The sequence below is a fragment of the Devosia sp. genome (assembly GCF_030689745.1).
GTDB classification, from domain to species: Bacteria; Pseudomonadota; Alphaproteobacteria; order Rhizobiales; family Devosiaceae; genus Devosia; species Devosia alba.
Map to the genome: position 1 here is coordinate 14,584 of NZ_JAUYGL010000182.1, position 24,641 is coordinate 39,224.

At 61.0% G+C, this 24,641-nt stretch carries 21 protein-coding genes; 16 read left to right on the forward strand and 5 right to left on the reverse strand.

Annotation, left to right across the window (positions count from 1 at the left end):
* Window positions 1-443: 443 nt before the first annotated feature.
* Both Q8O80_RS15955 and Q8O80_RS15960 read right to left on the reverse strand, forming a co-directional pair.
* Window positions 444-1,484: an IS110 family transposase gene (locus tag Q8O80_RS15955; protein WP_305581007.1), complete on the reverse strand. Its 1,041-nt coding sequence runs from the start codon at window positions 1,482-1,484 to the stop codon at window positions 444-446.
* A gap of 167 nt (window positions 1,485-1,651) precedes the next feature.
* Entirely contained in the window at window positions 1,652-2,614 is a 963-nt protein-coding gene (locus tag Q8O80_RS15960) for a sugar-binding transcriptional regulator (protein ID WP_305581009.1), read from the reverse strand.
* Between the two features lie 142 nt (window positions 2,615-2,756).
* On the opposite strand from Q8O80_RS15960, the gene Q8O80_RS15965 reads away from it, so the two are divergent.
* From Q8O80_RS15965 to Q8O80_RS16035, 15 genes are all read left to right on the forward strand, one after another.
* On the forward strand, window positions 2,757-3,704 hold the full coding sequence (locus tag Q8O80_RS15965) for a substrate-binding domain-containing protein (protein ID WP_305581011.1): 948 nt from the start codon (window positions 2,757-2,759) through the stop codon (window positions 3,702-3,704).
* Between the two features lie 117 nt (window positions 3,705-3,821).
* On the forward strand, window positions 3,822-5,330 hold the full coding sequence (locus Q8O80_RS15970) for a sugar ABC transporter ATP-binding protein (RefSeq protein ID WP_305581013.1): 1,509 nt from the start codon (window positions 3,822-3,824) through the stop codon (window positions 5,328-5,330).
* Window positions 5,327-6,316, forward strand: coding sequence for an ABC transporter permease (locus Q8O80_RS15975; RefSeq protein WP_305581015.1), 990 nt, complete (start codon window positions 5,327-5,329; stop codon window positions 6,314-6,316). Before Q8O80_RS15970 ends, Q8O80_RS15975 begins: the two co-directional genes overlap by 4 nt.
* A 10-nt stretch (window positions 6,317-6,326) precedes the next feature.
* Entirely contained in the window at window positions 6,327-7,352 is a 1,026-nt protein-coding gene (locus Q8O80_RS15980) for a thiamine pyrophosphate-dependent dehydrogenase E1 component subunit alpha (protein ID WP_305581017.1), read from the forward strand.
* A 4-nt stretch (window positions 7,353-7,356) separates the two neighbouring features.
* Entirely contained in the window at window positions 7,357-8,331 is a 975-nt protein-coding gene (locus tag Q8O80_RS15985) for an alpha-ketoacid dehydrogenase subunit beta (protein ID WP_305581019.1), read from the forward strand.
* Window positions 8,328-9,572, forward strand: a complete 1,245-nt coding sequence (locus Q8O80_RS15990) for an acetoin dehydrogenase dihydrolipoyllysine-residue acetyltransferase subunit (protein WP_305581021.1) — start codon at window positions 8,328-8,330, stop codon at window positions 9,570-9,572. The genes Q8O80_RS15985 and Q8O80_RS15990 overlap by 4 nt, the downstream gene beginning before the upstream one ends.
* On the forward strand, window positions 9,565-9,900 hold the full coding sequence (locus Q8O80_RS15995; protein WP_305581023.1) for a carboxymuconolactone decarboxylase family protein: 336 nt from the start codon (window positions 9,565-9,567) through the stop codon (window positions 9,898-9,900). Before Q8O80_RS15990 ends, Q8O80_RS15995 begins: the two co-directional genes overlap by 8 nt.
* 22 nt (window positions 9,901-9,922) lie before the next feature.
* Window positions 9,923-11,425, forward strand: a complete 1,503-nt coding sequence (locus Q8O80_RS16000) for a ribulokinase (protein ID WP_305581025.1) — start codon at window positions 9,923-9,925, stop codon at window positions 11,423-11,425.
* Window positions 11,419-12,171, forward strand: a complete 753-nt coding sequence (locus tag Q8O80_RS16005) for an SDR family NAD(P)-dependent oxidoreductase (protein ID WP_305581027.1) — start codon at window positions 11,419-11,421, stop codon at window positions 12,169-12,171. The genes Q8O80_RS16000 and Q8O80_RS16005 overlap by 7 nt, the downstream gene beginning before the upstream one ends.
* Before the next feature lie 27 nt (window positions 12,172-12,198).
* The gene (locus tag Q8O80_RS16010; protein ID WP_305581029.1) at window positions 12,199-12,957 is read left to right on the forward strand and encodes an SDR family NAD(P)-dependent oxidoreductase; all 759 of its coding nucleotides are present in this window, start codon (window positions 12,199-12,201) and stop codon (window positions 12,955-12,957) included.
* 684 nt (window positions 12,958-13,641) lie between these two features.
* Window positions 13,642-15,183 (forward strand): alpha/beta fold hydrolase, encoded by a 1,542-nt coding sequence (locus Q8O80_RS16015; RefSeq protein WP_305581031.1) that lies wholly within the window; start codon window positions 13,642-13,644, stop codon window positions 15,181-15,183.
* A gap of 174 nt (window positions 15,184-15,357) precedes the next feature.
* The gene (locus Q8O80_RS16020) at window positions 15,358-16,857 is read left to right on the forward strand and encodes a hypothetical protein (RefSeq protein ID WP_305581033.1); all 1,500 of its coding nucleotides are present in this window, start codon (window positions 15,358-15,360) and stop codon (window positions 16,855-16,857) included.
* A 52-nt stretch (window positions 16,858-16,909) separates the two neighbouring features.
* A complete protein-coding gene (locus Q8O80_RS16025) occupies window positions 16,910-18,331 on the forward strand; it encodes a hypothetical protein (protein WP_305581035.1) in 1,422 nt (473 codons plus the stop codon).
* Between the two features lie 91 nt (window positions 18,332-18,422).
* Window positions 18,423-19,331 carry a tetratricopeptide repeat protein gene (locus Q8O80_RS16030; protein ID WP_305581037.1) on the forward strand — a complete coding sequence of 303 codons (909 nt, stop codon included), beginning with the start codon at window positions 18,423-18,425 and terminating at the stop codon, window positions 19,329-19,331.
* 2 nt (window positions 19,332-19,333) lie between these two features.
* A complete protein-coding gene (locus Q8O80_RS16035; RefSeq protein WP_305581039.1) occupies window positions 19,334-20,506 on the forward strand; it encodes a hypothetical protein in 1,173 nt (390 codons plus the stop codon).
* A 182-nt stretch (window positions 20,507-20,688) separates the two neighbouring features.
* Here Q8O80_RS16035 and Q8O80_RS16040 read toward each other — a convergent pair whose 3' ends face one another.
* From Q8O80_RS16040 to Q8O80_RS16050, 3 genes are read right to left on the reverse strand one after another with little or no spacing between them, the layout of a single operon-like run.
* On the reverse strand, window positions 20,689-21,825 hold the full coding sequence (locus tag Q8O80_RS16040; RefSeq protein ID WP_305581041.1) for a hypothetical protein: 1,137 nt from the start codon (window positions 21,823-21,825) through the stop codon (window positions 20,689-20,691).
* A gap of 8 nt (window positions 21,826-21,833) precedes the next feature.
* Complete coding sequence (locus Q8O80_RS16045; RefSeq protein WP_305581043.1) at window positions 21,834-23,795, reverse strand: peptidoglycan-binding protein; 1,962 nt, start codon at window positions 23,793-23,795, stop codon at window positions 21,834-21,836.
* Between the two features lie 13 nt (window positions 23,796-23,808).
* Window positions 23,809-24,123: a helix-turn-helix transcriptional regulator gene (locus Q8O80_RS16050; protein WP_305581045.1), complete on the reverse strand. Its 315-nt coding sequence runs from the start codon at window positions 24,121-24,123 to the stop codon at window positions 23,809-23,811.
* A gap of 216 nt (window positions 24,124-24,339) precedes the next feature.
* Here Q8O80_RS16050 and Q8O80_RS16055 point away from each other — a divergent pair, with 216 nt between their 5' ends.
* A complete protein-coding gene (locus tag Q8O80_RS16055; protein ID WP_305581047.1) occupies window positions 24,340-24,474 on the forward strand; it encodes a hypothetical protein in 135 nt (44 codons plus the stop codon).
* Window positions 24,475-24,641: the final 167 nt, after the last annotated feature.

Consider the following 24,641-nt stretch of genomic DNA (forward strand, 5'->3'; position numbering starts at 1 on the left):
GGAACGCGCCCCATTCCCGCCATTCGGGATCGAAGTTAAATTTCCCAATAGCGGACATTGGCCGCGACGGTGCCGGCGTCCAATTTGGGGTGGGTTGCGGACTGGCGGCTTCTCTATCGCGGATTGTGTCAAGGGACGAACGATCTCATCTGCCGCCGAGAGGCGGCATTGCTGAACTTGGAAGAACGCTCAGGAGCGGTGCTCGGGCAGAGTCAGGCTTTGCTGCTTGGCATGAGGTCGTGCCACACGGGGTTCGCGCTTCTCTTCGGGGTCGGCGCTGCGACCGCCCCACGATGGGGTAAGAAAAAGCGGAGTGGATCAATCTTTTGGGCGCCCTTGCCAGTTGGCAGGGCTGCCGCCAGTACGATCTCACGCCACCTTCGTCCCCGTGAGGACCTCTTTCCTGCCGAGGCAGAACCCTTAAAGCTTCTCTAGGCGAGAGATCAGGCAGCCGCTGCGGCGGGCTCGCTGCCCCAGCGGAAGTCGGTGCCGTCGGTCCACATCCGGTGCAGAACCACCGCCAGGCGGCGGGCCACGGCGACAATGGCACGGCGCTGGCCTCGCCGCTGGGCGACCCGCATGCCCCAGGCCTTCAGCCACGACCACTTAGCGCTCTGGGTCAGCAGGACCTGTGCGGCCTCATACAGCATCGTGCGCAGCATGGTGTCCCCGGACTTCGAGATACCGCCATCGTAATCGATCTCACCGGACTGGTGACGACGAGGCGTCAATCCGACATGGGCACCCACCGCTCTGGAATGAACAAAGCGCTGCGGCTGGTCCACAGTCGCGCGGTACGTCAACGCAACAACAGCGCCGACACCCGGCGCCGTCATCAACCGCCGGCAGATGGGATCATGCCGCACGACCTCGAGCAGCATCTTGTGCAGCTTGGTGAACTCCTGGCGCATGACGCGGCGGATGGTCAGCATCGGCTCGACGATGGCGGCAAGCCTGGGCAAACCTTCGACCAACTCGCGGACGCGCGTCTCGAATCCAGCTTGCCCAACGACGCCGACCTTCAGGCCGAAGTTACGCAAGGTGCCGCGCAGATCGGCATCGACGTCGAGCATCTTGCGCTGCACCAGCTTGCGCGCCGTCAGCAGCATGCGCTTCTCCTGGCTGGCCAGCGTCTTCACATGCACCGGCTTGAACAGGCCGACGCGCATCATCTGGGCAATGCCGCGCGCGTCATGCCGGTCAGACTTGTTGATCTGCTGCGCCTTCAGCAGCGACTTCATGTGGCGGGTCTCGACGCAGATCACGGGCAGACCGGCTTCCGCCATGCCATTGACCAGCCACTGCGACAGCGGCCCGGCCTCGATCCCGACGCGGCCGTAGTCCTCGCCAATTGACGTCAGCAGTGTGACGATGTCGTCCGGCTCGGACGGAACCTTCTGCTCGCATATTACCCTGCCGGCCTCATCAACGACGCACACCGCCGTCTCCAACACCGACACGTCCAGTCCCACAAAATAGGCCATCGCCGTTGCTCCTTCCTTCGATGCCGAGGTCAGGTGCGACCTCGCCAGCATCGTACATGAAGGGGCTGCAGCTTCTCGATCTCAGATCGCGCCGCAGCCGCCGCGATACACCATCTTCTGGTGTTCGATACGGGTAACCGGAAGCTCGTTCGGTGATACTCCCAGGTCTATGTTAGTTGTGTCAATTTCAGCGCCGTGTCGCCATCGATGACCAGTCCACGGCAGAGGCCGGAGCGCAGAAGAGCCTTGGCTGCCTTCACCTTGGCAACCCCCGCCACCAAGGCAACAATACTGGCCTCCTTGAGGTCATTGAGTGGCATCGCGATGGTTCGGCGTGCCAAATCATGTTCGATTGGAATGCCACTCTGGTCGAAGAAGATGCCGTTGGTATCGCCAACGGCCCCTAAATCCCTCAACGCTGTAAGTTCATCCTTGGTGATCATCTCTTGCTGGCGCAGCAAAGAGTCTTCGGTCAGCTCGCCAACGCTGACATAGGCGACTGTGGTGGTACGAGCGATATCCAGTGCCCGCTGCACCGAGCGTTGCGATAGCAAAACTTGACGATCGTCGGCACTGTCGGCGATGAACGGCACCGGCAGGAAAAAGCCCTGCCCGCCGGTATTCCGGGCGAGTGCATGCACCACTTCGAATGGATTATAGGCCGAATTGGCAGTCAGCGATCCCATCAGACTGATGAAGCGGGCGTGCGGCGCACGCATACCGGCAAGCTGCAACGTCATTTGTTCTATGGTGCGTCCCCAGCCGGTACCGACGACCGGGTGCGCGCTCTCGGCCAGAACCTTGCGCAGATGCGCCGCCGCCGCCGTTCCAACGGCCCGGAACGCAAATTTCTGGCTCAGCTCACCATCTTCTTCAGCAGTGAGGTTGAGCGCTGGCGTGCAAATGCAAAAATCTAGACCATATTCGGCCTTTAGCGCTTCCTCGATCGGCAAGAGGCCAACATCAGCCTGATTGATACTGATGCTGACCAGCCCAGACTCACGTGCGTCGGACAGCATTTTGTTGACGCGTGCCCGAGTGATGCCGAGGCGTTTGGCGGTGCTCTCTTGGTTCAAACCAGCCACGTGATAGAGCCAGGCAGCCTTTGCCACCAATTCGGTTTCGCTCACAAAGCCCTCATTTCCAGCCAATTGGACCACTCCATAATACAAATGTATTTCTGTTTGACAAATGTATTGTCAACATGCGACGGTTTGATGGTCGGTGGAGGCCGACCCAACAAATCCTAGGTATCTAGGGAGGAGAACGGATATGAAAGTTGCACGTCTTGCAACACTAATGGGCGCGTCGGTAATCGCTCTGATGGCAGCCAACACAGCTGCCAATGCTCTCGAAATTGCATTCATCCATTCAAATGCCGCCGCGCAGTCCGAGACGCGTGTGAAGGCCGGCTTTGACGCCTGGCTGGCAGAAACAGGATATGCCGACTGGAACGTCAGCGTGCTCGACAGTGGCGGCACCGGCGAGCGAATTGCCAGCAATATCCAGGATGCGGCGGCCCGTGGCGTCGACGCCATTGTGGTGACCATGGCCGATCTGCGCGCCTCCCGCGCTGCAATCGACGCGGCCGTTGCTGCCGATATTCCAATCTTTGGCGTGGACAGCGGCTATATCGAAGGCCTGCAGGTCGACATAACCACCAACAACTGGGCCATGTCGGCCGACGTCTCGCCCTACCTGCTGGATACGCTTGGCGGCAAGGGCAACATCATCTTCCTGCGCATGGCCGAACACCATGGCACCCGCAAGCGCGGCGATGTCATGGCCAACGTGCTCAAGGAATATCCCGACATCAAGGTGCTGGTTGAGCACAACATCAACTACGGCGCCTTTTTCGAAGATACCACTGCCCGCATGGAAGATTTCGTCTCGCGCTTTGGCGAAGATATCGATGCCGTCTGGGCGCCGTGGGATGAGCCGGCGCAGGCTGCAATCAACGTGCTGAACGCTGCCGGCCTGACCGACGTCAAGGTCATCGGCATCGATGGCCACCCGCAGGCCGTGGCCGAAGTTTGCAAGGAAAATTCGCTGATGCTGGCCACCGTTTCCCAGCCTTTCGAAGGCATGGGCGCCCAGGTCGGCCAGTGGATCCAGTCGATCGTAGTGGAGGGAGGGGAAACCCGCACCGTCATTCCGAACCCGATCGTCTACCTGGATGCTCCACTGGTCACCAAGCAGAACTGCCAGGACTTCCTCTAGGCCCTTCTCCCGGGATCGGACGGCGCTCCCTCGACCGTCCGGTCCGCACCTGCCCAACGCCCGGCTTGCCGGTGCGTTGGCGCATGGTTGCACGCGGGTGATCATCAGGATGGTGCGATGAAAATCTCACTTACCGACATCGTGATGCAGTATCCGGGCACCAGAGCCCTCGATGCCGTGTCCGCCAATTTTCGCACCGATGAGGTGCACGGTCTGATCGGCGAAAACGGCGCTGGAAAATCGACGCTAATGTCGGTTCTTTCGGGCAGCCAGCGTCCGACATCAGGCCAAATCAGCCTCAACGGCCGGGAACTCGCCTTGCGCTCGCCGCGCGACGCCATGCTCAATGGTATTGCCCTGGTCTCCCAGGAAGGCAGCCTGGTTTCGAGCCTGTCTGGCGCCGAGAACATTATGCTCGGCGAAGAGCCGCGGCATGCCGGCAGCGTCATCCGACGGAACCACCTCAACCAACAGGCAGCAAAGCTGCTAGAAACCTGGTTCCCTGGCATTGGCATCGATCTCGGCGCCCAGGTGGGCAGCCTGCCGATGGCCGACCAAAAGGTCATCGAGATCGTGCGCGCCCTCCGCGGCGACGTGCGCCTGCTGATCCTCGATGAGCCCACCGCCACGCTGCCGAGCCGCGAAAAGGAACGCCTGTGGTCGATCATCCGCAGCCTGCCGCAGCGCGGTGTTGGCGTCGTGCTGATCAGCCATTTCCTGTCCGAGATTTTCGCGCTCTCGAACCGCATCACCGTGCTGCGCGACGGCCGCCATGTCGGCACCCTCAATGCCAGCGATGTCAGCGAAGACCACCTGGTCGATCTCATGTTGCGCCGCACCGGCGGGCAGACGAGCGATGAGCAGGTAACAACCCGCGACGCGCTCGGGACGGAGGTTCTGGCTGTTACCAATTGGCGTGTCGGGCGTATCGCAATACCGGCATTCACCCTCAGGGCCGGCGAAATCGTCGGGCTGATCGGGCTGACCGGGTCGGGTCATTTCGGCTTTGCTCGCTCATTGCACAATCCCGCCGGCGTGCTGTCGGGGACCATCGCGATCAACGGCAAGCCGGCCAGCCTAGGCGGCCCCCGCGACATGCAGCGGTCCGGCATCGCACTGGTGCCCGACCATCGCATGGAGAACGCCCTGATTGGCGAATGGGACCTGCGCGAGAACCTCTCCATGGTTCATCCCGAACATGGCTCCCGTGGCCTCGGCATTCTGTCGATGACCAAGGAAAACGCTGAAACCGCGCGCATCTTCAAGCTGCTCAACGTCAAGGCGCACTCCCCTCGTCAGCTCCTGTCGAGCCTGTCGGGTGGCAACAAGCAGAAGATTTCCATCGGCAAGTGGCTCTACGGCGCGCGCGATCGTTACCGGGTCATGGTGTTCATCGAGCCCACCGAAGGTGTCGATATCGGCGCCAAGAAGGAAATCTATGCCGAAATGCGCCGCCTGGCCGCCACCGGCATGGGCATCATCATTGCATCATCTGACCTGCTCGAGATCGAGCAGGTCACAGACCGGGTCATCCCCTTCGTTGCCGGCAAGCCCGGCGCCGAGATTACCCGCAACGATTTTTCCGAAGCCGCGTTCATCGCGGCCATGTCTGGAGGTTCACAATGACCGTGTCCGGAACCGTTCAGCAGAACGATGACCGCATATTCGGGGTCATCCGCAAGGAATGGATCCAGAAATACAGCACCCTCGTGGCGCTGGTTCTGATCTTTCTCGTCTTCTCGATTACCGTAAATCGCTTCCTGACGCCGCTCAACCTACTCAATATCATGCAGCAGATATCCATGCTCACCATCGTCGGCGCCGGCCTGACCTTTGGCTTTGCCGCCCGCGAAATGGATCTGTCCGTGGGCTATACGGTCGGTCTGGCCGGCATCCTGGTGCCGCTATTGCTGACCTGGGGCGTGCCCCTGCCCATCGCCGTTCTTGGCGGACTGGGCGCCGGTCTGGTCGTTGGCGCCGTCAACGCCGCTCTGGTGACGCTGGTCGGCGTTCCCTCGCTGATTGCCACGCTTGCCGTCGGATCGATCATCTTCGGCATCAACTATCTGGTGACCGGTGGTCGCGCCATCTACGGCTCCCTGCCTGCTGAATATCTCTGGCTTGGCCAAGGACGTGTTTTCGGTATTCCTGTGCTTGCCTTCTTCATGTTCGGCTGCGTTGCTGTCGCCTGGTTCATCATGGAGCGGACGATTTTTGGCCGCTACGTCTATGCGGTTGGCGGCAACCAGAAGGCTGCCGAACTCTCAGGCGTCAACGTGCGACTCTACCGTGCCGCTGCCATGGTGGTCTGTTCGCTGTTTGCGGTGATTGCCGGCACACTGCTGGCCGCCCGCCTTGGCTCAGGCCAGCCCAATGCTGGCGAAAACTACCTGCTCGATGGCTTGGCGACTGTGTTCATCGGCATGACCATGCTGCGTCCCGGAACGGCCACCATCCTGGGCACCCTGCTCGGCGCACTGTTCATCGGCATCATCAACAATGGCCTCAACCTGATGGGCATGGATACATACATCCAGTCGATCGTGAAGGGCATCATCATCCTGGTCGCCGTGGCCATCGTGTCGCGCACGACCAAGCTCAAACTTCTATAAGGAGCGCATTTTGACCTCCCCGGCTACCAATTCCCAACTTTACGACTTCTATGCCGGCATGCGCCGAGTCCGCACCTTCGAGGAACGCGTGGGCGAGCTGTTTGTGCGTGGCCATTCGGCCGGCTCGATGCTGCACCTGTCGATCGGTGAAGAAAGCGCGGCGATCGGCGTCTGCTCGGCGATGAAGCCGCAGGACACTTTCACGACCCATCATCGCGGCCATGGCATTTTCCTGGCACGCGGTGCCGAACCGGCCCGCATGATGGCGGAAATCGGCGGCAAGGAAGCCGGCTACTGCCACGGCAAGGGCGGCTCCATGCATATTGCCGACATGTCGCTCGGCCACCTGGGCGCCAATGCCATCGTTGGCGGCGGTATTCCCGCAGTCGTCGGCGCAGGCCTTTCCGCCAAGATCAAGAAGACCGGCGGTGTGTCCGTCGCGTTTTTCGGCGACGGTGCCATGCAGCAGGGCATTCTCTACGAGAGCATGAACATGGCAGCCCTCTGGGACCTGCCGGTGCTCTTCGTCTGCATCAACAACCAATATGGCATGGGCACGCGCATCGACCAGGCCACGCGCAACACCAATCTGCATGAGCGCGCTTTGGCCTTTGGCCTCGAGGGCCGCAGCGTTGACGGCATCGATGTCGAAGTCGTTGCCGAGGCGGCACGCGAGCTAATGGACCAGGCCCGCGCAGGCCGTCCGGGCTTCCTCGCAGTGTCCTGTTATCGGTTCTACGGCCATGCCCGCAAGGACAAGAGCCCCTACCGTGATCCGGCGGAAGAAGAAGCCGGTCGCCTACGTGATCCAGTGGCGCATGCCCGCGCACAGTTGGTGAGCGCCGGCGTCGTGCCTGAAGCCCAGCTCGATACGCTGGACGCCGAGATCGCCGCTGAAATGGATGCCACCATCGACTTTACCGTCGCACAGTCCGAGCCCCCGCTCGCGTCCATGTTCCGCGATGTTTACGCCCCCGAGGAGCCCGAGCCAGAACCGCTGCGGACCCGCCTCGATCGCGTTCTTGCCAGGGAATAGCGCCATGACCGAAATGACCTACCGCGATGCGCTGCGCAAGGCGCTGTACGATGCCATGACCGAAGACCCGAGCGTGATCCTGCTTGGCGAGGAAGTCGGTCGCTATGGCGGCGCTTATGGTGTCACCAAGGACCTGATCAAGGAATTCGGTGCCGAGCGCGTCATCGATACACCGATCTCCGAACCCGCTATCGTCGGTGCCGCGGTTGGCGCTGCCATGACCGGACTGCGTCCGGTGGCCGAGCTGATGTATGTCGACTTCATCGGCATGACCATGGACCAGCTGGGCAATCAGGCGGCCAAGATCCGCTACATGTTTGGCGGCCAGATCGGCGTGCCGATGGTATTGCGCACCCAAGGCGGCACCGGCCGTTCCGCTGGCGCCCAGCACTCGCAGAGCCTTGAAGCCCTCGTCATGCATACGCCGGGCCTGCGCCTTGCCATGCCGGCAACGGTGGAAGATGCCTATCACCTGCTGCGCCAGAGCCTGAGGCGCCCCGACCCGGTCGTCTTCATCGAGCACAAGGCGCTCTATACAATGAAGGCCGATGTCGATCTCGACGCCGAACCCCTGCCCTGGGGCAAAGCCGCCGTGCGTCGCCATGGCAAGGACATCGTTATCGTCACTTACTCGCGGCAGCTGCATTACGCCCTCAAGGCGGCCGATCAGCTTGCAAAGAGGGGTATTGAGGCGACCGTCATCGACCTGCGCACCCTTAATCCGCTCGATTTCGATACGATCCGCGAACATGTCCAGGCTGTCGGCCGCTGCATGGTGGTCAGCGAAGGTGTGCTAACGTCCGGCGTTGCCGCGGAACTGGCCGCGCGCATCACCGAGGAGTGCTTCGACTATCTGGAGGACCCGGTCGTGCGCGTCGCCGGCGAGGACATCCCGATTTCCGTGTCCGCTACACTCGAAGCCGGCAGCGTGCCGAATGCCAATCTCATCGAAAATGTCGCCGGACGCATGGTGGCATGACCATGCTCACTCTCACCATGCCCCGGCTGGGCGAGACGATGGAAGAAGGCATTGTCACCAACTGGCTGGTCGCCCCCGGCCAGGCCTTCAAGCGCGGCGATCCCTTGGTCGAAATCGAGACCGACAAGACCCTGGTGGAATTTCCGGCGCTGGGCGACGGCACCATGCTCGAGCCTCTGGTGACGTCCGATACCAAGGTCGCCGTTGGCGAGCCGATCGCCCGCATCACTCCCGCCAACCTGGCGGACTGGGCGGAATCCAGCCTGCCGGAAGAGACCACGGCGGAAGCACCGCCAGCTGGGGTAGTGGAAGAAAGTGCACCGTCACCTGTTGCAACGCCGGTGTTCGCCGAGGCTGATGGTCCAATTCGCGCCACGCCGGTGGCGCGTCGTCTGGCACGCAATGCCGGTATCGATCTGCGCAGCATTCCGGGAACCGGTCGCCGCAGTCGCATCGAGCGGGGAGACGTCGAAACGGCAATCGCCGGTGGCAATGCCACCAGGCGTGAACCTGGCAAGACGGGCGAAGGCACGGTGTTGTTGATCCACGGCTTTGCTGGCGATGGCCGCGCTTGGCTGCGGCTGGCATCGCTGCTGCAGCGTGATGGTCTCGCCGTTCACACCCCTGACCTGCCGGGCCATGGTCGCAGCACGGTCATGGCCACCAATGTGCCGGACCTGGTCACGGACATGGTCAGTTTCGCGGCCACGCTCTCCGGCGAACTTCATATCGCAGGCCATTCGCTGGGCGGCGCCGTTGCCGCGCAGTTGGCCGCCGAACTGGGCGATCGTGTTGGCTCACTGACGCTGCTCGCGCCGGCCGGTATCGGCCGCGAGATCGCCACGCCCTTTGTCGAAGGCATGGCGAACCTGCAGACTTCCGGTGAGCTCGAATTGCTGCTTCCCTACCTTGGCGCCCAGGGCGGCAAGCTGTCGACGGCAGCACTGTCGGAAATGGCTAGCGAGCTCGGCCGCGGTCGCCTCAAGGCGCTTGCATCCGCGCTCGCCGGCCCGCTTGGGCAGCGCATCTCGATCCATCGCACGCTTGCAACTCTGGCGGAGAATATTCCGGTACGCGTCATCTTCGGCGTCGATGACAGAGTCATCCCCGCCAGTCAGGCCATGGGCCTGCCGGCCAATGTTGCCGTTCACTACATCGCCAATGCGGGCCACATGCCACAATGGGATGAAACCGAAACCGTCGCCAACCTCATCAAGCGCGGAGTTCTGCATCATGACTGATACCAAACAGGCCCTGCAACAGGCCAAGTCGCGCATCGCCGCTATCGCTCAGGCAAGCCCGGAAATTATGAAGGGCTTTGCTGCCATCTCCAAGACAGCCACCCGAGAAGGTAAGCTGAGCAGCGGCCAAAAGGAGTTGATGGCCATCGTCGCGGCAGTGGTCAAAGGCTGCGATGACTGCATTTTGTATCATGTCGATGCCGCCAGGCGGCACGATGTCGATCAGGACACCCTTGTCGAGGCGCTGGAGGTAGCGATCGAGATGGGAGGAGGCCCGGCGGTCATGTATGCCGGCAAGGCTCTGGAGGCATTTCGCGGCCTGAACTAGGTCGCGAAGGGAGGAGATATCAATGAGCTATTTTCTGACCGCCGATGGCGGCACGGAGAGCTTGCGTGCGCGCGTCTATGATCTGGCAGGCAATTGCCTCGGGTCCAAGGCAGTGCCCTACACGACGCAATTTTCGGCCGGCGCCCGCGCCGAACAGAACCCGGAAGACTGGTGGACCGCACTGGTCGAGGCCAGCCGTGGTGCCATTTCGGCGTCGGGCGTCAACCCGGCCGATATTGCCGCCATGGCCTGTGCCACCACATCCTGCACCGTTGTAGCTCTCGACCGTGATGGCGACGCCCTGCGCCCTGCCCTGTTATGGATGGACGTGCGCGCACATGCTGAGGCTGACGCCGTTCTGGCCACCGGTGACGCGGCGCTGCAGATTAACGGCGGCGGTACCGGTCCGGTGTCCGCCGAATGGATGATCCCCAAGGCGCTCTGGCTCAAGCGCAACGAGCCCGAGATCTACGCTGCAGCGCACACCATCTGCGAGTATCAGGACTTCATCACCCTACGCCTGACCGGTGAGCGTGTGGCTTCGCTCGATAATGTGGGCCTGCGCTGGCATCACCGCAATCGCAACGGCGGCTGGGCGACCAGCCTGCTTGCTAAGCTTGGCATGTCCGAACTTGAAGGCAAATGGCCTGATCGGGTTCTAGCTCCAGGCGAAGTCATCGGCACGCTAACGCAACTGGCGGCTCAGGCGCTTGGCCTGCCCCAGTCGGTCAAGGTCGTGCAAGGTGGCGCCGATGCCCTGATCGGCATAATCGGCCTCGGCGTGTCCCAGCCGGGCCAGCTCGCCATGATCACTGGGTCATCGCATCTGCAGTTCGGCGTGACCCGCGAGCCCCTCCATGCCCCCGGCGTCTGGGGCGCCTATGCCGACATCGTCTATCCCAATCGCTGGATCGTGGAGGGCGGTCAGACCTCGACCGGCTCCATCGTCAACTGGCTGAAGCGCTTCTGCGGCAGTTCCTTCGATTTTGCCGAGATGAATGCTAAGGCGGCCGCATTGCCGCCAGGGGCTGACGGCCTGATCGTGCAGGACCATTTCCAGGGAAATCGCACGCCCTATACCGACCCTCTCTCGCGCGGCGCCATCATCGGGCTGACGCTGGCACACGAGCCGCACCACGTGTTTCGCGCTATCATGGAAGGCATCGGTTTCGGCACGCGATCAATTCTCGAAGCGTTCAAGTCGGCTGGCTACAGCAGCACCGAAATGACCATCGGCGGCGGTGCCAGCGCCTCACCACTCTGGCTGCAAATCCATGCCGACACTTCGGGACTTCCGGTGAAGGTGCCCGCATCTCCCGATGCACCGTCGACCGGCTCTGCTATTCTCGCCGCCTATGGCGCGGGTCTCGTGCCCAGTATCGACGCCGGGATCGAACAGATGGTGCGTCCCGGGACGACCATCGACCCGCGCCCTGCCGAAATAGCGCGCTATGAGGAAATCTACGCGCAGTACCGCGCCCTTTATCCCGCCCTCAAGACCGTTGCCGGAACAAGGCCATGCTGAAGGAATTCGATCTCACCGGTCGCTTGGCCGTCGTTACCGGCGGCGCCAATGGCATCGGCTATGCAGCGGCCACCGCCCTGCGCGATGCCGGCGCCCGTCTGGTTCTGCTGGATCGTGACGGCGATCGCGTGGCGAAATCCGCCGACGCCATAGGCGCTCAATGGCGGGCGCTGGACATCACCGAGTCCGACAGGGTCGAAGCGGTCGCGGCCGAGATCGTCAGCACGTTCGGCTCGCCCGACATTCTGGTCAACAGCGCCGGCATGGTGCAGAACGCCCCGGCCACGGACGTCTCCGATGCCGACTGGGACCGCGTCATGAACGTCAATCTCAACGGTCTGTTCTACTGTTCGCGGGCCTTTGGCCGCGCCATGGTCGCCGCCCGGCGAGGCGCCATCGTCAATATTTCCTCGATTTGCGGGACAGTCGCCGTCTACCCGCAGCCCCAGGTGGCCTACAATGCCAGCAAGGGCGCGGTGGACATGGTGACGCGCTCGCTCGCCAGCGAATGGGCGGGCAGCGGTGTGCGCGTCAACGCTGTCGCGCCGGGCTATACGGCCACGGAACTGACCCTGGCCGGTCGGTCAAAGCCGGAATGGTTCGAGACCTGGCTCGTCGCAACGCCAATGGGCCGCCTCGCCGAGCCGCGCGAGATCGCCACGGCCGTGGCTTTCCTGGCCTCGGACGCCGCCAGCTATATCACCGGCACCGTTCTCACTGTCGATGGCGGCTATACCGCCCGCTGACGCATCCAAAAGCCTGAGGAGACTCCTATGACGACGCCATTCCGCAAAGTTGCCCTCGTGACCGGCGCCAGCCGCGGCATCGGCCGCGCCATCGCGCTTGACTTGGCACAACGCGGCTTTGACGTGGCGCTCAACGATATCGCGCGCCAGGCCGACACCCTGGCCGAGACCGTCAGGGAGGCCGAGGCTTTCGGCGGCCGCGCCATTGCGCTGCATGCCGACGTGTCCAGCAAGGCGGATGTCAGCAGCATGGTCGAAAGCCTACTTGCCCAGTTCGGCCGCATCGACGCCGTCGTCAACAATGCTGGCATTCTGATCGCCGGTCCGGTCGAGACGCTCACGGAAAGTAGCTGGGACGTAGTGATGGACATCAATGCCAAAGGCACTTTCCTGGTGATCCAGGCGACGCTGCCCGCTATGAAACGCCAAGGCTATGGCCGCATCGTCAACATCGCCTCGATCGGCGGCAAACATGGCGCGCCGGAACAGGCGCACTATTCCGCCTCCAAGGCGGCGGTCATGGGCTTCACGCGCGTGCTTGCGCAGGAGCTGGGGTCGTCCGGCATCACCGCCAACTGCATCTGCCCAGGCATTATCCTGACCGATATGGGTCGGGTGAACCTCGATGACCCCGAGGTGCAAAAAATCTGGCGCAGCAAGACGGCCCAGGATCGAATCGGCGCGCCCGAAGACGTCGTAGGACCCGTGGCATTTTTCTGCTCGGACGACAGTGCCTTCGTCACCGGCCAGACCCTCAACGTCGACGGCGGCATCGTCTTTAGCTAGCCGTTCATCCGTCCGTTCGGGCCGCCTTTGAGCCAGCTCTCCCAAGCTTTTCCGCTGGAATGGTACCCCCACATCCCAATGCTGGCAGCAACGAACGACCGCTTATGGGATTTCGCGGCAGAACCCCGAACGACTGCAATGGGGGTCCGCGCTGATCGACAGACCGGCCAGGAGTCTCACCTGGTTGATCGCTCATGCATCTGGCACCGCACCGCAGACCGCGAGTGTGGCGGTGCCAGCGAAGTTGACTCCGCCTGCAAGTCTGGCCAGGAGTTCGTCGCCTGGCCGAGGGGTACATCCGGCAGAGGTGCCCGTAAATCTGCGGATGCCTCGGCGCTGACAAACAGAGTATAATTTTTGAATCTTGGCACTGACCTCGATTGCTGCACTGAAATTCAACGGAAACGACAATGTCGGTATGCATGCGCCCAATGAAACCCCCGGCTGGGCTGATCGCTTGACAGGATATGCAGGCGCCTCCACAGCGGATTCATTGTTTTGGCTCAGAATCAAAATTTACCACTGATGCGACAAGCCCGCCTGTCGTTGTCGATTAATGACCTACTCCGATTGACTGCACGGTGTTGTTTGCGTTTGGTTGCGTAAGTAGGGCGCGCCAGGGGGACAAGTGGTGAAGTTTGGGACGTGTTGGTTGGGGCCGCATGCGCCATCGCCGGACCGGCGATGAGCACGGGACGTAAACGACCGCCGCCTCAGGCCTATGGTGTGCTTTCCACGGCAATGGCCGGCACCCTTGGAACCCTTCCCGCGCCCATGCTCGCCCAGCGGGTCACCGAGAGCGACGCTATCCAGGAGTCCGCGAACGGCTGGGATGCCGTCGTGTGCCGGGCGGTGGACGGGGTATTGATACCCGACCCTCAAGAGGAGCGGGTTCACCCTGTCTGGGTGGATATCGAGGCACTCGGTCAACCGGTTCCGGCAGTGGGTGGCCTGGTGCTCGACAATCACCTGGCATTCGTTCTCGATGCAGGGCGGGAAGACGCGATCCGCCTGCTGGTCAAATCCGACGTACAGCTCTCCCAAAGCCTGAACGAACTGCTGGTCAGCGGAGAAAAGCCAACCAAGGCTGAGCTACGGGTGCTCAAACAACTTCTATGCGGAATCGGGCTGAGCGTTGCGGCCAGGGCCGACGGGGTCGGACACGAAACCAAGCGCAGCCAATACAAGACCCTCGCACGAAAACTCGGCGTGCGGTCACAAGCCGAACTCTCCAGCCGGGTGCTTGCTCATACCCTGTTCGAGCGCACTGCCGAAGCCGGCCTTCCCCCGCCGGCGCATGACGACGTGTTCGTCGATCTGATCGAAGCGTTCCTGCCAGCAGCGCGGGCCGTTCGCCTTCGGTCTCGCGACGGCGAATGGCATCGGTTCATCGATATTGGGCCGGTTTCGGGTCATCCGGTCATTCTGCTGCATTCCCAGATCCTTCCCGACTTCCGGCCCGAGGACGTTGCAATGCTGCAGGCTGTTGGGATCCGGCTTGTCGTGCCGCTGCGTCATGGCGCCATGGCCGGACCTGTCGACAGGCTGGATGTTGACGCGCACCTGGCCCATGCCTGTGACGGTATCGACCTGGCCCGGTCGCATTTTTGCGGCGAACAGGCGGATCTGCTCCCCTGCGTAAGCGGCTGCGCCTATGGTATCGAATATGCGCAACAACATCCGGAACGGGTGCGCTCGATTGGTTTTCTGGGCACCTGCATAAAACCCTTGACCGGGCTTGGCGCGGCGGGCCGTCTGCGTGCCGGTTTGCTAAGCCTCGCCAGCTCCCATTGGGGAATATTGTCCAATGTGCTCGACTTCTATGGAGGGCGTCTGGAAGATCCGACAGCACTCAGGCGGTTCTTCATCCGGCACTATAGTGATTGTGTCGCCGATCTCGCGGTGGTCGAGGCCGAATATGCCCAGCCCCACCAGGGTGAACGGGCCCGCCAGATGTTCATGGCGTCGCTGCAATCGATCAAGCACGACTTCTACCATCAGGCTAATCCACGCTGGGATAGCTTTCCGACGGGCCAGTTTCATGCGGCCTTCTTCCATGGAGCGGACGATTTCATCCACGAGCCCCAGGCGGTAAAAAACCTCGCGCATCGCTACGGTGACTTGCCAGTGTATTTCATCCCAGGCGCTGGCCAGCTGCTTTACTACGACCATTTCGGGCCCATGCTCGATGCCTATATGGGGTTTCTGGACAGCATCAAGACCTGATGTGACCCGGCGTGGTCTCGTGGCAAGCGCCCGGCTTAACCCAATCGGGGGATGTAGCGACGCACTTCCAGCTGTTAGATTTTTGGAATTCCCGCGCATGGTGCAAGCACGTGGAGCGCCGACCTCCCACGGGTTGTGTGGTCGGCATGGGAAAAACGGAGGGATGAAAAGATCGTGGTGGACTTTGAGCCGAGCGTGTCGCGCGGTCGCCATTTGGTGGCCGCAATGGTCATGGTCGGCGCCTTGACCTTTGCCCCTTCATTCCAGGCGATGTCTCAAGACCTGCCGCTGGACGTCGAGATCGATATCGCCATGGCCGCGCTTGAGCAGGCCATGAGCTCCGAAAGCCACTCTGAAACACTCGTGCAAATCGACCTGATCCGCGAGCTCGATCCCGAGCTAGCGGCAGGCGAGCTGCTGTTCTTCGAAGCGCTCGCGGCCAAGGCGGTCGGGGATGTCCCGCGGGCCGACACCGCGCTGACCCGGTTCCTATCCGATGTCGGGCGGCAGTCGGCAAGCTATGACGAGGCGCTGGCAATGGCAATTGAACTGCGTGCCATCAATGCCGAAGCGTCGGCAGCCGAGGAGGGGATCGCCGCTTATGAGGCCGAAGACTACGCTACGGCCTTGGCCATTCTGGAGCCATTGGCGGAAGCAAACGATTCTTCGGCGCAGTATTACTTGGGAAAATTGCGAGCGGCGGGCAAAGGAGGCGCGCAAGATGTCACCGAAGCCGGCAGACTATATCGTCAGGCCGCGGAAGCTGGTTATGCCCCGGCGCAAGCTGCGCTGGCGAGCTTTGTTGCGATTGGCGACGGCGGAATGGAGCGGGATCTCGGCCAGGCAGTGCACTGGTACCGTCTGTCGGCAGAGCAGGGCGACGCAGGAGGTCAGGCCGAGCTTGCCGGTCATTACCTGCGCGGTGACGGGATCGCGCAGGATCTCGCTCAGGCCGTGCATTGGTACCAGCTTTCGGCGGAGGCCGGACACCCCTGGGGCATGGTCGGTCTTGGCCGCATGTACAGGGATGGGCTTGGCGTTGAGCAGGATTTCACTGAGGCCTTCCGTTTGTTTCGTTCAGCGGTCTCCATAGAGAAGGTTTCGGGTTCGGGCGACCTAGCGGGTATGTATGCGCTCGGACTGGGGGTGTCCAAGGACGAAACAGAGGCTCTGCGCTTGTACCGCCAGGCAATTGCTGGCGGCGCGTTGACCTATGAGTTCCAGGCCGGAAACATAGAAAATCGCGTAGCGACCTCGGGTGAGTGGCATCTGGCTGAAGTCGATGGGAATTGCTCTATCTTCACCCGTCCAACGCTTTCGAGCGTTTATCCCGGCCGGTCGCAGTCGATCATGCACTTCGCCCTGTACAGCACCTTTGGCACACTACAATACTCAGTGGTTCACCCCAGTCCGTTCGATGCAAACATGCCCGTTGAGGCGCGGATCGACGGCAAGCGGTTCCCTCTTGTGGCCGGTCGTTCCTTTCTCGAGCCTCAAGATGGCGGTAGCTTTGTGCGAGCCATACGAGCCGGCCAGACCATTACAGTCAGCGGCACGGACAAATACGGGGGCCAGCCCATCTCTGTGACCTTCTCCGCCATCGGGTTCACACAAGCATTCAAATCAATAGCAGAGCGCTGCGACAAGCCTGGGATCATGACTTTGATCCAATAGGCGGGCAAAGGATTTGCAGGCGACACGTGAAGTGCGTGTCATGGGGGAATACATGTCAGGTAAAAGTACTGCCTTGAGGATCATATGTACCGTCCTGGTGCTGTTGCTTGGCCTGCAAAGTGCCCTTGCCCAGACCTATGAGGGCGAGACCCCGCTGGAAACGGCGCTGGGGGTGGCCGATGAGAATGGCGATATCGTCAAGTTTCGCTCGCTCACCATCCGGTGGCGATTTGCCGGATTGATGGGGGAGCCGCTGCGCCAGTTTGCCGGGCGTTATGAACATCATTCCCCGCCCTGGGTTGAACTGGCCGGTGCCCCGGTCTGCTTTGCCCAGCACGTCATGGCAAGCTTCAACCCCGAAAAAATCGAGCCGGACATGGTCAAGGAGGGCGCGCTGGACGGGGTGAACCTCTACACCCATTCGCGGCTCCGCATGATCATCCAACCCAACAGCCGAGTTGGTTTTGCGGGAGGGCCAGGCCGAACTATCCAGCACTATTTCGGCGTCGACAGTTTTTCGCAGGGGACGGATTATGGGCCGTCTGTGCCGGGCAGCCCGGAATGGGACCGGCTGTTCCAGATTGGTTCCGTGGGATCGGAGGACATCCCCTGGCTGAGTGAGGCGCAGACGCGGGAACTGTTCCGCGAGGGCTTCACCGTGTCGCGGATCGATCTGGTGGACCCCAAATACGCGCTGGCGCAGGTCAAAGCCTCCTATGAGCGGCATTTCCGGTCAAAACCCTGTGGCGACCGCCCGGTTGAACCGCTGGCGGAGGAAGAGGCGGCGGGCGACGAGCCCACCACCGAACAGGTCGCCAGTACCGAAGCGAGAGTAGATGACGCTGTGGAGCCACAAGGGGATTTAACCCCTCCAGCCGCGCCACCTGGCCAGCCGAAACCCCAGACCGCTGCAGACCGTCTCGATGCCATGCTCAACCGCGTTGCCAGTGCGCGGGAGGAAGAAAAGGCGGCGGCGGTCGCGCACGCAGCCTACATAGCAAGTCTGCCGGTCGAAGTGTTTGAAATCGCCGATGGTTGGGTCACGGCGCAGGGAGAGAACATGTCCGGGCCCTATGCAAAGGGTGCTTTTCTTGCTTTCGAGAACGAAATTGTCGTCGATTACGAATGCTCTCCTAAAGTGGTGGGACAGACGCGTGATGTAGTGCGCGGCCCACTTAGAGATTTTGTCAGCAATAATTGCAATGTTCTTTTGAAGAACTCTAGGGACGGAAGCATTATAAAATCGATCATGAGTAGCGATTCAGAATGGATTCAATACGCCTACGCCACAAATGATGGAATAAATGTGGTTCATGCAACGCGTGTTACATATAGACAGTGCACTAGAGGGTTAAATTTATTGCGGTGCGGACAAGATCATCTATTGTTCCAGTGCTACTCAACGATATATAATATTAATCCAGAATCCTCTGGGAGGACAATTAGATACGGTCCGGGGAACGATTGTATTTAAATTACAGTTCAGATGGCGACGGATCAGAGGACTCGTTCGCAGAAGAGTCGGAAAAGCTGGGGCGATGGGAAGTATAAACAGACTGGCTGTGTTGCCTTTGATTGTTTGCGCGCTTCTGGGCTTCGCCCAGGATGCACGGGCACAGGGTCTCGCTCCAGAATTGCAGGTCGACCTGGCCATCGCAGCGCTGGAGCGCGCAATTCTGGCCGAGGACAATGGAGAAATTCTAGATCGGATTGACGTCCTGCGCGAACTCGCGCCGGTACTGGCCGGCGGCGAACTGCTGTACTTCGAGGCAGCGGCCCTGGCCGAGCAGGGAGAAATCGACGAGGCAGAACATGCACTGACGCGATTCCTTTCCGAAGTCGGACAACAATCCGCGAGCTATGACGAAGCGCTGTCACTGATGCTGGACCTGTCCGACCTGCGCGCGGAACTGGCCACGCTGGACCGTGGCGTGGCCGCTCATGAGCGTCATGACTATGACGAGGCCCGGCGACTTCTTGCTCCCCTCTCGGCCAAGGGGCATGCGGAGGCCCAGTATCGCATCGGCATGATGGATTATTACGGCCTCGGGGGCAGCGCGGGGGTCAGGGCAGCGGAGCGGCTCTATCGGCTGGCGGCAGAACAGGGACATGCCCGCGCCCAAGCGTCGCTTGCCGCGCTCTACTACAACCAGGAAGACGGTCTGCTGGACGACGATCAGGTCGCCCATTGGTATCGGCTTTCCGCCGAACAGGGTGACCCCATGGGTCAGATGGGGATGGGCTACGCTTATTTCGAAGGTTTGGGCGTGCCCCAAAGCTACGAGCAGGCCGTGCAATGGTATCGGCGCGCTGCCGAGAACGGGGATGTTCAGGGGCAGTTGGCCATGGGGTCCATGTATGAAGAGGGGCTGGGCGTCGCAATCGATCTGGCCGAGGCGCGGCGCTGGTACCGGATGGCGGCGGATCAGGGGACATATTTCGCCGAAGAGGCGCTGGTTAGGCTGGGGCAATGAGAATGACGGCACATCTGCGCGTGCGGGCGATGTTTGTGGTGGCGATGATGAATTTCGCGCCAATGGCCGTGGCGCAGGACCTGCCACCCGAGGTGCAGATCGACATGGCTATGGCAGCGCTGGAGCGCGCCATGCTCGCCGGGGACGATGGGGAAATTCTCGAACGGATTGGTGCCTTGCGTGACCTCGCGCCGGAACTGGCCGGGGGCGATCTGCTGTTTTTCGAGGCGACGGCCCTGGCAGGACAGGGGGATATCGAGGAAGCCGAACAGGTATTGAACCGTTTTCTCTCCGAGGTCGGCCAGCAATCGGCAAGCTATGAGGATGCGCTGGCGCTGATGCTGGACATTCCCGCCCTGCGCCAGGCCAAGGCCGAGGCGGACAGGATCGCGGCGGCCGAGCGGCAAGCCGAAGAACAGCGCCGGAGAGAGGAAGCCGCGCAGGCCGAAGAGGAGCGCCTGCGCGCCGGGGAAGCCGCGCTGAATCTGACGTCGGCGGAAATTCGGCACATCAGATGGCTTCTGTATCGCCACGCCGGAGAAGTCAGGATGCCGGTCCTCGTACGTGAACTGAGCGATGCCGAGCGAGATTACTTGGAGGAACATTACCTGCCTGATGTGGGTTTACCGGCAGCACGCTATCTGACCGCCGTACACGCACGTCACTTTCGGTCCCAAGTCTTTGTGCCCGTGCCGCCAGATGAAGCTTCAGATCCTGTCCGCACGGTCACGTCTGGGGACTGGACGATGATAGAGGACCAAAGGTTTTGCTGGATTGAAACACCCGCTTCTGATTTCACGCGGGGGGCCGTATATCAGCATCCAGTTTTCAAAATGATTGTTGAAAGGCCCCGATATGAGATGGGATTTGATACAAACATTGTATTGCCGCATCCATTCGATGAGAGTCGGGGTGTAAACGCCACGATCAATGGCCGGACTTTCCCGTTGTCTTTTGTAAACGGTCGCGTGTGGCCGTTCGCACCCGGTGCAAGTCCAACTACCAATGCGGTTCACAAAGCCATTCGCGCGGCAGAATCCGTCACCATTGAGGGCACCAGCAGCGCGACGGGCCAGACCATGACGGTTTCGTATTCCGCCATCGGCTTTACGCGGGCCTTTTACCTGATGACCGAATATTGCAACCGGGAAGAACTTCAGGTGTGGATCGAATAGTACCCGACGCGCCGCGCCGTCGCTCAGAACGGCCACGTATCGACCCGCAGTCACGATTGAAGACATCGGGTCGCCGCTGAGCAACTTCTGAAGAACTGCACCCTGGTTTCGATGAACCAGAGTGTAGTCAAAAGGGCGTTCGTGCAGTTCGAGCACTAGCAGGGACGGCCAACGGGCCGATGTCACCAGAGGCCTGTCCTTCTCAAATAGTCTTCAAGCGCCTCAGGGAATGGCGCACTGCGAGACTCGCCACCCGGGCAGGCGCCCTCTACGAAGTCGGTTTCGCAGGCAACGTGGTTCCAGAAACCATCCTCGGTGTAGGTCTCGATCATCCGTGGCCAGGCTTCTTGGCGTTCCCCGAGTACGGATTTGAGCGCGACCCATCCAGCGAGGAAGCCAGTTTCGCGCCACAAGCCCGGCTCATGATCGGCATGATGCTCGAAGGCGTGGAGCTCGCGGCGGCGGGTCGGCTCATAGGCCGGCTCGCGGCTTACATCAAAAAGCGCGCCACCGGCCAGCTTGAACACCCTGATCGGTGTCCAGGAGGTCGCATAGGGCGCAAATCGATTGAGAAAGCGGTCGTCGCGGGCGATCAACTCAAATTCGCCGTTCCCGTCCACATCCTCGATGCGGTAGCCCTCGTCGCCATCATGCCAGCCCCCGTCGACCTCGATCCAGCCGTCCTCATCCCTGGTGAGAATACGCGTGACGGTGCAGCAATGAGCGCCCATCGTGTAGCCGGAAAACACGATCTGGGGACGGGTCGCGGTTCGATCCAGCCAGGCGATGCGGATGCGGGCAAAGGCGCCGTCGGTTCCGCTGTCCGCCAAGGTGGTTTGGTGGACGGCGTTGCCTTGCTCGACCACCGCCAACATTGGTTTGAATGTGTCGTCGGTGACGTCAAGCTGGGAAGACATCTGGATAGAGATGCCGTCAGAGACTATCCGTCCATCGTCGCCGTGCCTGAATTCATGCCGGGCCACAGTAGCGTCCGGTAGGCTCCATATTGGCTCGCCCAGTGATGCCGCCGAGACCACCTCAATGCCTGCCGGCCAGTTGCCTGAGCCGAGCAGTTCGGTCAGTGCGTCCGCGTCATTTTTCGTCTCATCTTCCAGCCTGCCAAGCGTGACGTAGCCACCGGTCTTATTGGCAGCAACGGCGATTGTCTCAAACCACCAGCGATGCGCCAGGGCAATCCCGATGGCTTCGTCAGGATCGGTGCTTTCGGCAAGGGCGAACCAACGTCCATCCTCGGCCCGTGCCAGTGTCACCGACATGGATGCCGCAAGGCAGATCAGCATCACACGCAGGATGGCCATCCGGGCCTTTACCGGGTGCCGCATTGCACCTCAATCGGTTCGAGCGGGGCGTTGGGGTCGGCGCCGGAGACGTTGTTGCCGAAGGCAATGATATTGAGCAGTGCCGGGTCATATCGATGGTCGGGCGAGCGAATGGTGTGTTGGCAACTCGATAGCCCCCAGGCATTGAGGGTGCCGAAGTGAATGATCGGAACATCATGGGTCTTGCCGAAGGTGATCAGGTCTCGGATCAGAGCGACACGATCCTCGCGCGGCACGCCGAAATCTGGCTTGGGCGCATTGAGTTCGGTGAACATCACTCTGATGTTGTTGTTTCGGGCAAAGGCGCCGATGTCGGTGAACATTTGCTCGAAATAGTTCGGACCAGGCTGCAGGCGATTATACTCCCGGATATAGTACTGTGCCTCTTCGTTTCGCGCTGCGGCGGGTGCAATGCGCTGGAACGGATAGCGGATCAGCGTGTCGGGCTCGTAGAGTGCGTTCTGTGCCGTACCAAGCATGAGCGCCCGTGGCGTATAGAGATGCAGGGCATAGGTCACGTCATCAAGACCGTGGTGAACAGGAACCACCGTGGCCAACTCCCTGTATGAGCCGCCACCCAGGATGAAGTGATCGCCCGCCGTGCAGACCGCGGTGCTGACCAGCGACATGCGCGGGGCCTCAATGCGCACCGCATCAAATACCGCCCGTTCCAGCGCCCGCCAGCGCGCCAACCCCCCGGGCAAAGGACGACCGTCATGACGGCAGAACCGGGTCTCGTTGAGGGACTGAAAGCTCACATTATTGAGGTCTCTCGCGCGCATTTCGGCGACAAGGGCCCCGGCGAACTTTGGAAAATAGGATTGGAACATTGGGTCGTTAACCACTGCACGGTGGACCAGCGGGTCCTGTGGAGGTCCGGAGGGGGCCGATCCATCGAAAGCGCTGCCATCGCCGGTAAAGAAGTCGGACGGCACGACCATCACGTGAAAGCCGTTCTCGTTCCAGTATTCGACGGCATCGAGATAGTGCCGGATTACCGGATTATCTGTGAGTGACTCCAGCTCAGCGAACTGCAATTCCCAATCATTGCTGCGCGCCTCGGCAAAGGCCTTTGTATAGCAATCATCGAGCACGCCAAGTTCGAGGTCCTCCATCCAGGGGCACTCGCGGTGAAACAGCATCCCCTCCATGCCCAGTTGCATGCGCATCACTTTGACGCCGGCATCGCCGAACATCTCCAGATCATCCTCGATCGGCTCGAACCAACGACGGACCGGGACGCTCGTCATCACGCCATCCCTGTTGACAGTTGCCGGCGTACCCACTGCCCAATTGTGGATGTTGAAATACCATTGGGTGGCCAAGCCGACATAATAGTCGTCAGGAAGCGGGATGGTGGGAAAAAGGACATGGTCCGCGTCCAGCGAGGTATTGACGGCCGCCAGGATGGGCTGCACCTCCTCCGGAGAAGGTGTCTGCTCCGGGACGGCAATGTCCAAGGCGTAGTCTTCCGCGAAGCCTTTCAGCGCCTCGCGGCTATTGCCACCCCAGACACCATCCTGGCCGGAAACATTGTAGCCCGCGTTGTCGAGCAAGTGCTGGAGCTCGCGGATTGTATCCTGGCCGTTTGCCGTCGTCGCCCCCATGCAGAAAACAGCAGCCAGCGCGCCCGCTATATGTCTCATCGTCCTACCCCAATTTGATACCCATAAATGGCGTTGAATCGCATTTGAACTGACCACAATGAGTGGTGCCGCCGCGACCGGCTGGCGTTCAATTTGAAACTCCCACCGCTGATGACAGCTGGCACGCCGGGCGTGAATTCCCCAATTGGGGGATGGGACAGGACGAATAGCGTGATCGATTGCTCTGCAATCAGGCTGCCGGGAAAAATTTCTGACAAGTTCCGGGCAACACTCCGGCAGCTTTCCGCCTATGCTGGCGAAAAGCCGACTGTCGGCTGTCGGCCCCGTATCTGTCTTTCGCACGCAGCACTATCAGCTAAATCGAGTTGTCAGAAAGATACTTTGTAAGATCGTCGAAGGTCGCCAGCTCAGCCTGTGCGGCAGCCCATTTTGCAAAGCTCGCGAGTTTACCGCGATGCACATTGTACCGAACGTACTTGCCGTCCCTGGCGGTCTCGAGCACGCCAGCATCCACCAGCAGCTTGATATGATGGGAAGTCGTGGATGCGGCTTTGCCGGACTTCAAGTCGGATGAGGACAATCCGGGGGTCTCACCGACCCTTCGAAAAATATCGAACCGTCCAGGATTACCAAGCGCCACAAGGATTTTCAGCGCGTCTTCATACCTCAATTCGAAATCCTTCGAAACGATCTAACCGTAGCGGCCACATCGCATGTTAACCATCAATAACAAAGTGTGGTGACTGCCATCCCTGACTTGTGCATCCTGGCACGAGGATTCCACCCGGAATCTTTGGTTGCCCATCAAGGCGGCCGCCAGCGTTGCTTCAACAACGCTAGCGACCTGACCAGGCAGCCATCATCCTGCTCTAACAGGAGAAGCCACATGGCTGATCACTTCTATTGCCGCGATCGGATTCGCCGCAACAACTTCCTCCACATTTCTGTCCCCATCGGGATCATCGGATGGTTTGGCGTCGCCGCCTCGTGCGACGCCTGCCTGGTAGTTCGCGCGCTCTAGCGCCCCTGCCCCATCCTGATCGCCACCGGACTCTGACCTTGCGCTGATGGCGCGAGCGTGAGCCCCTGCGCGATCGATCCTTTGTCCGAGCTGGCCTCCGCACCTGACTGTGCCACGGACTTGCTCGCCTGCAGAACTGTCGAAAATGATGAAAAACTGGAAAATGA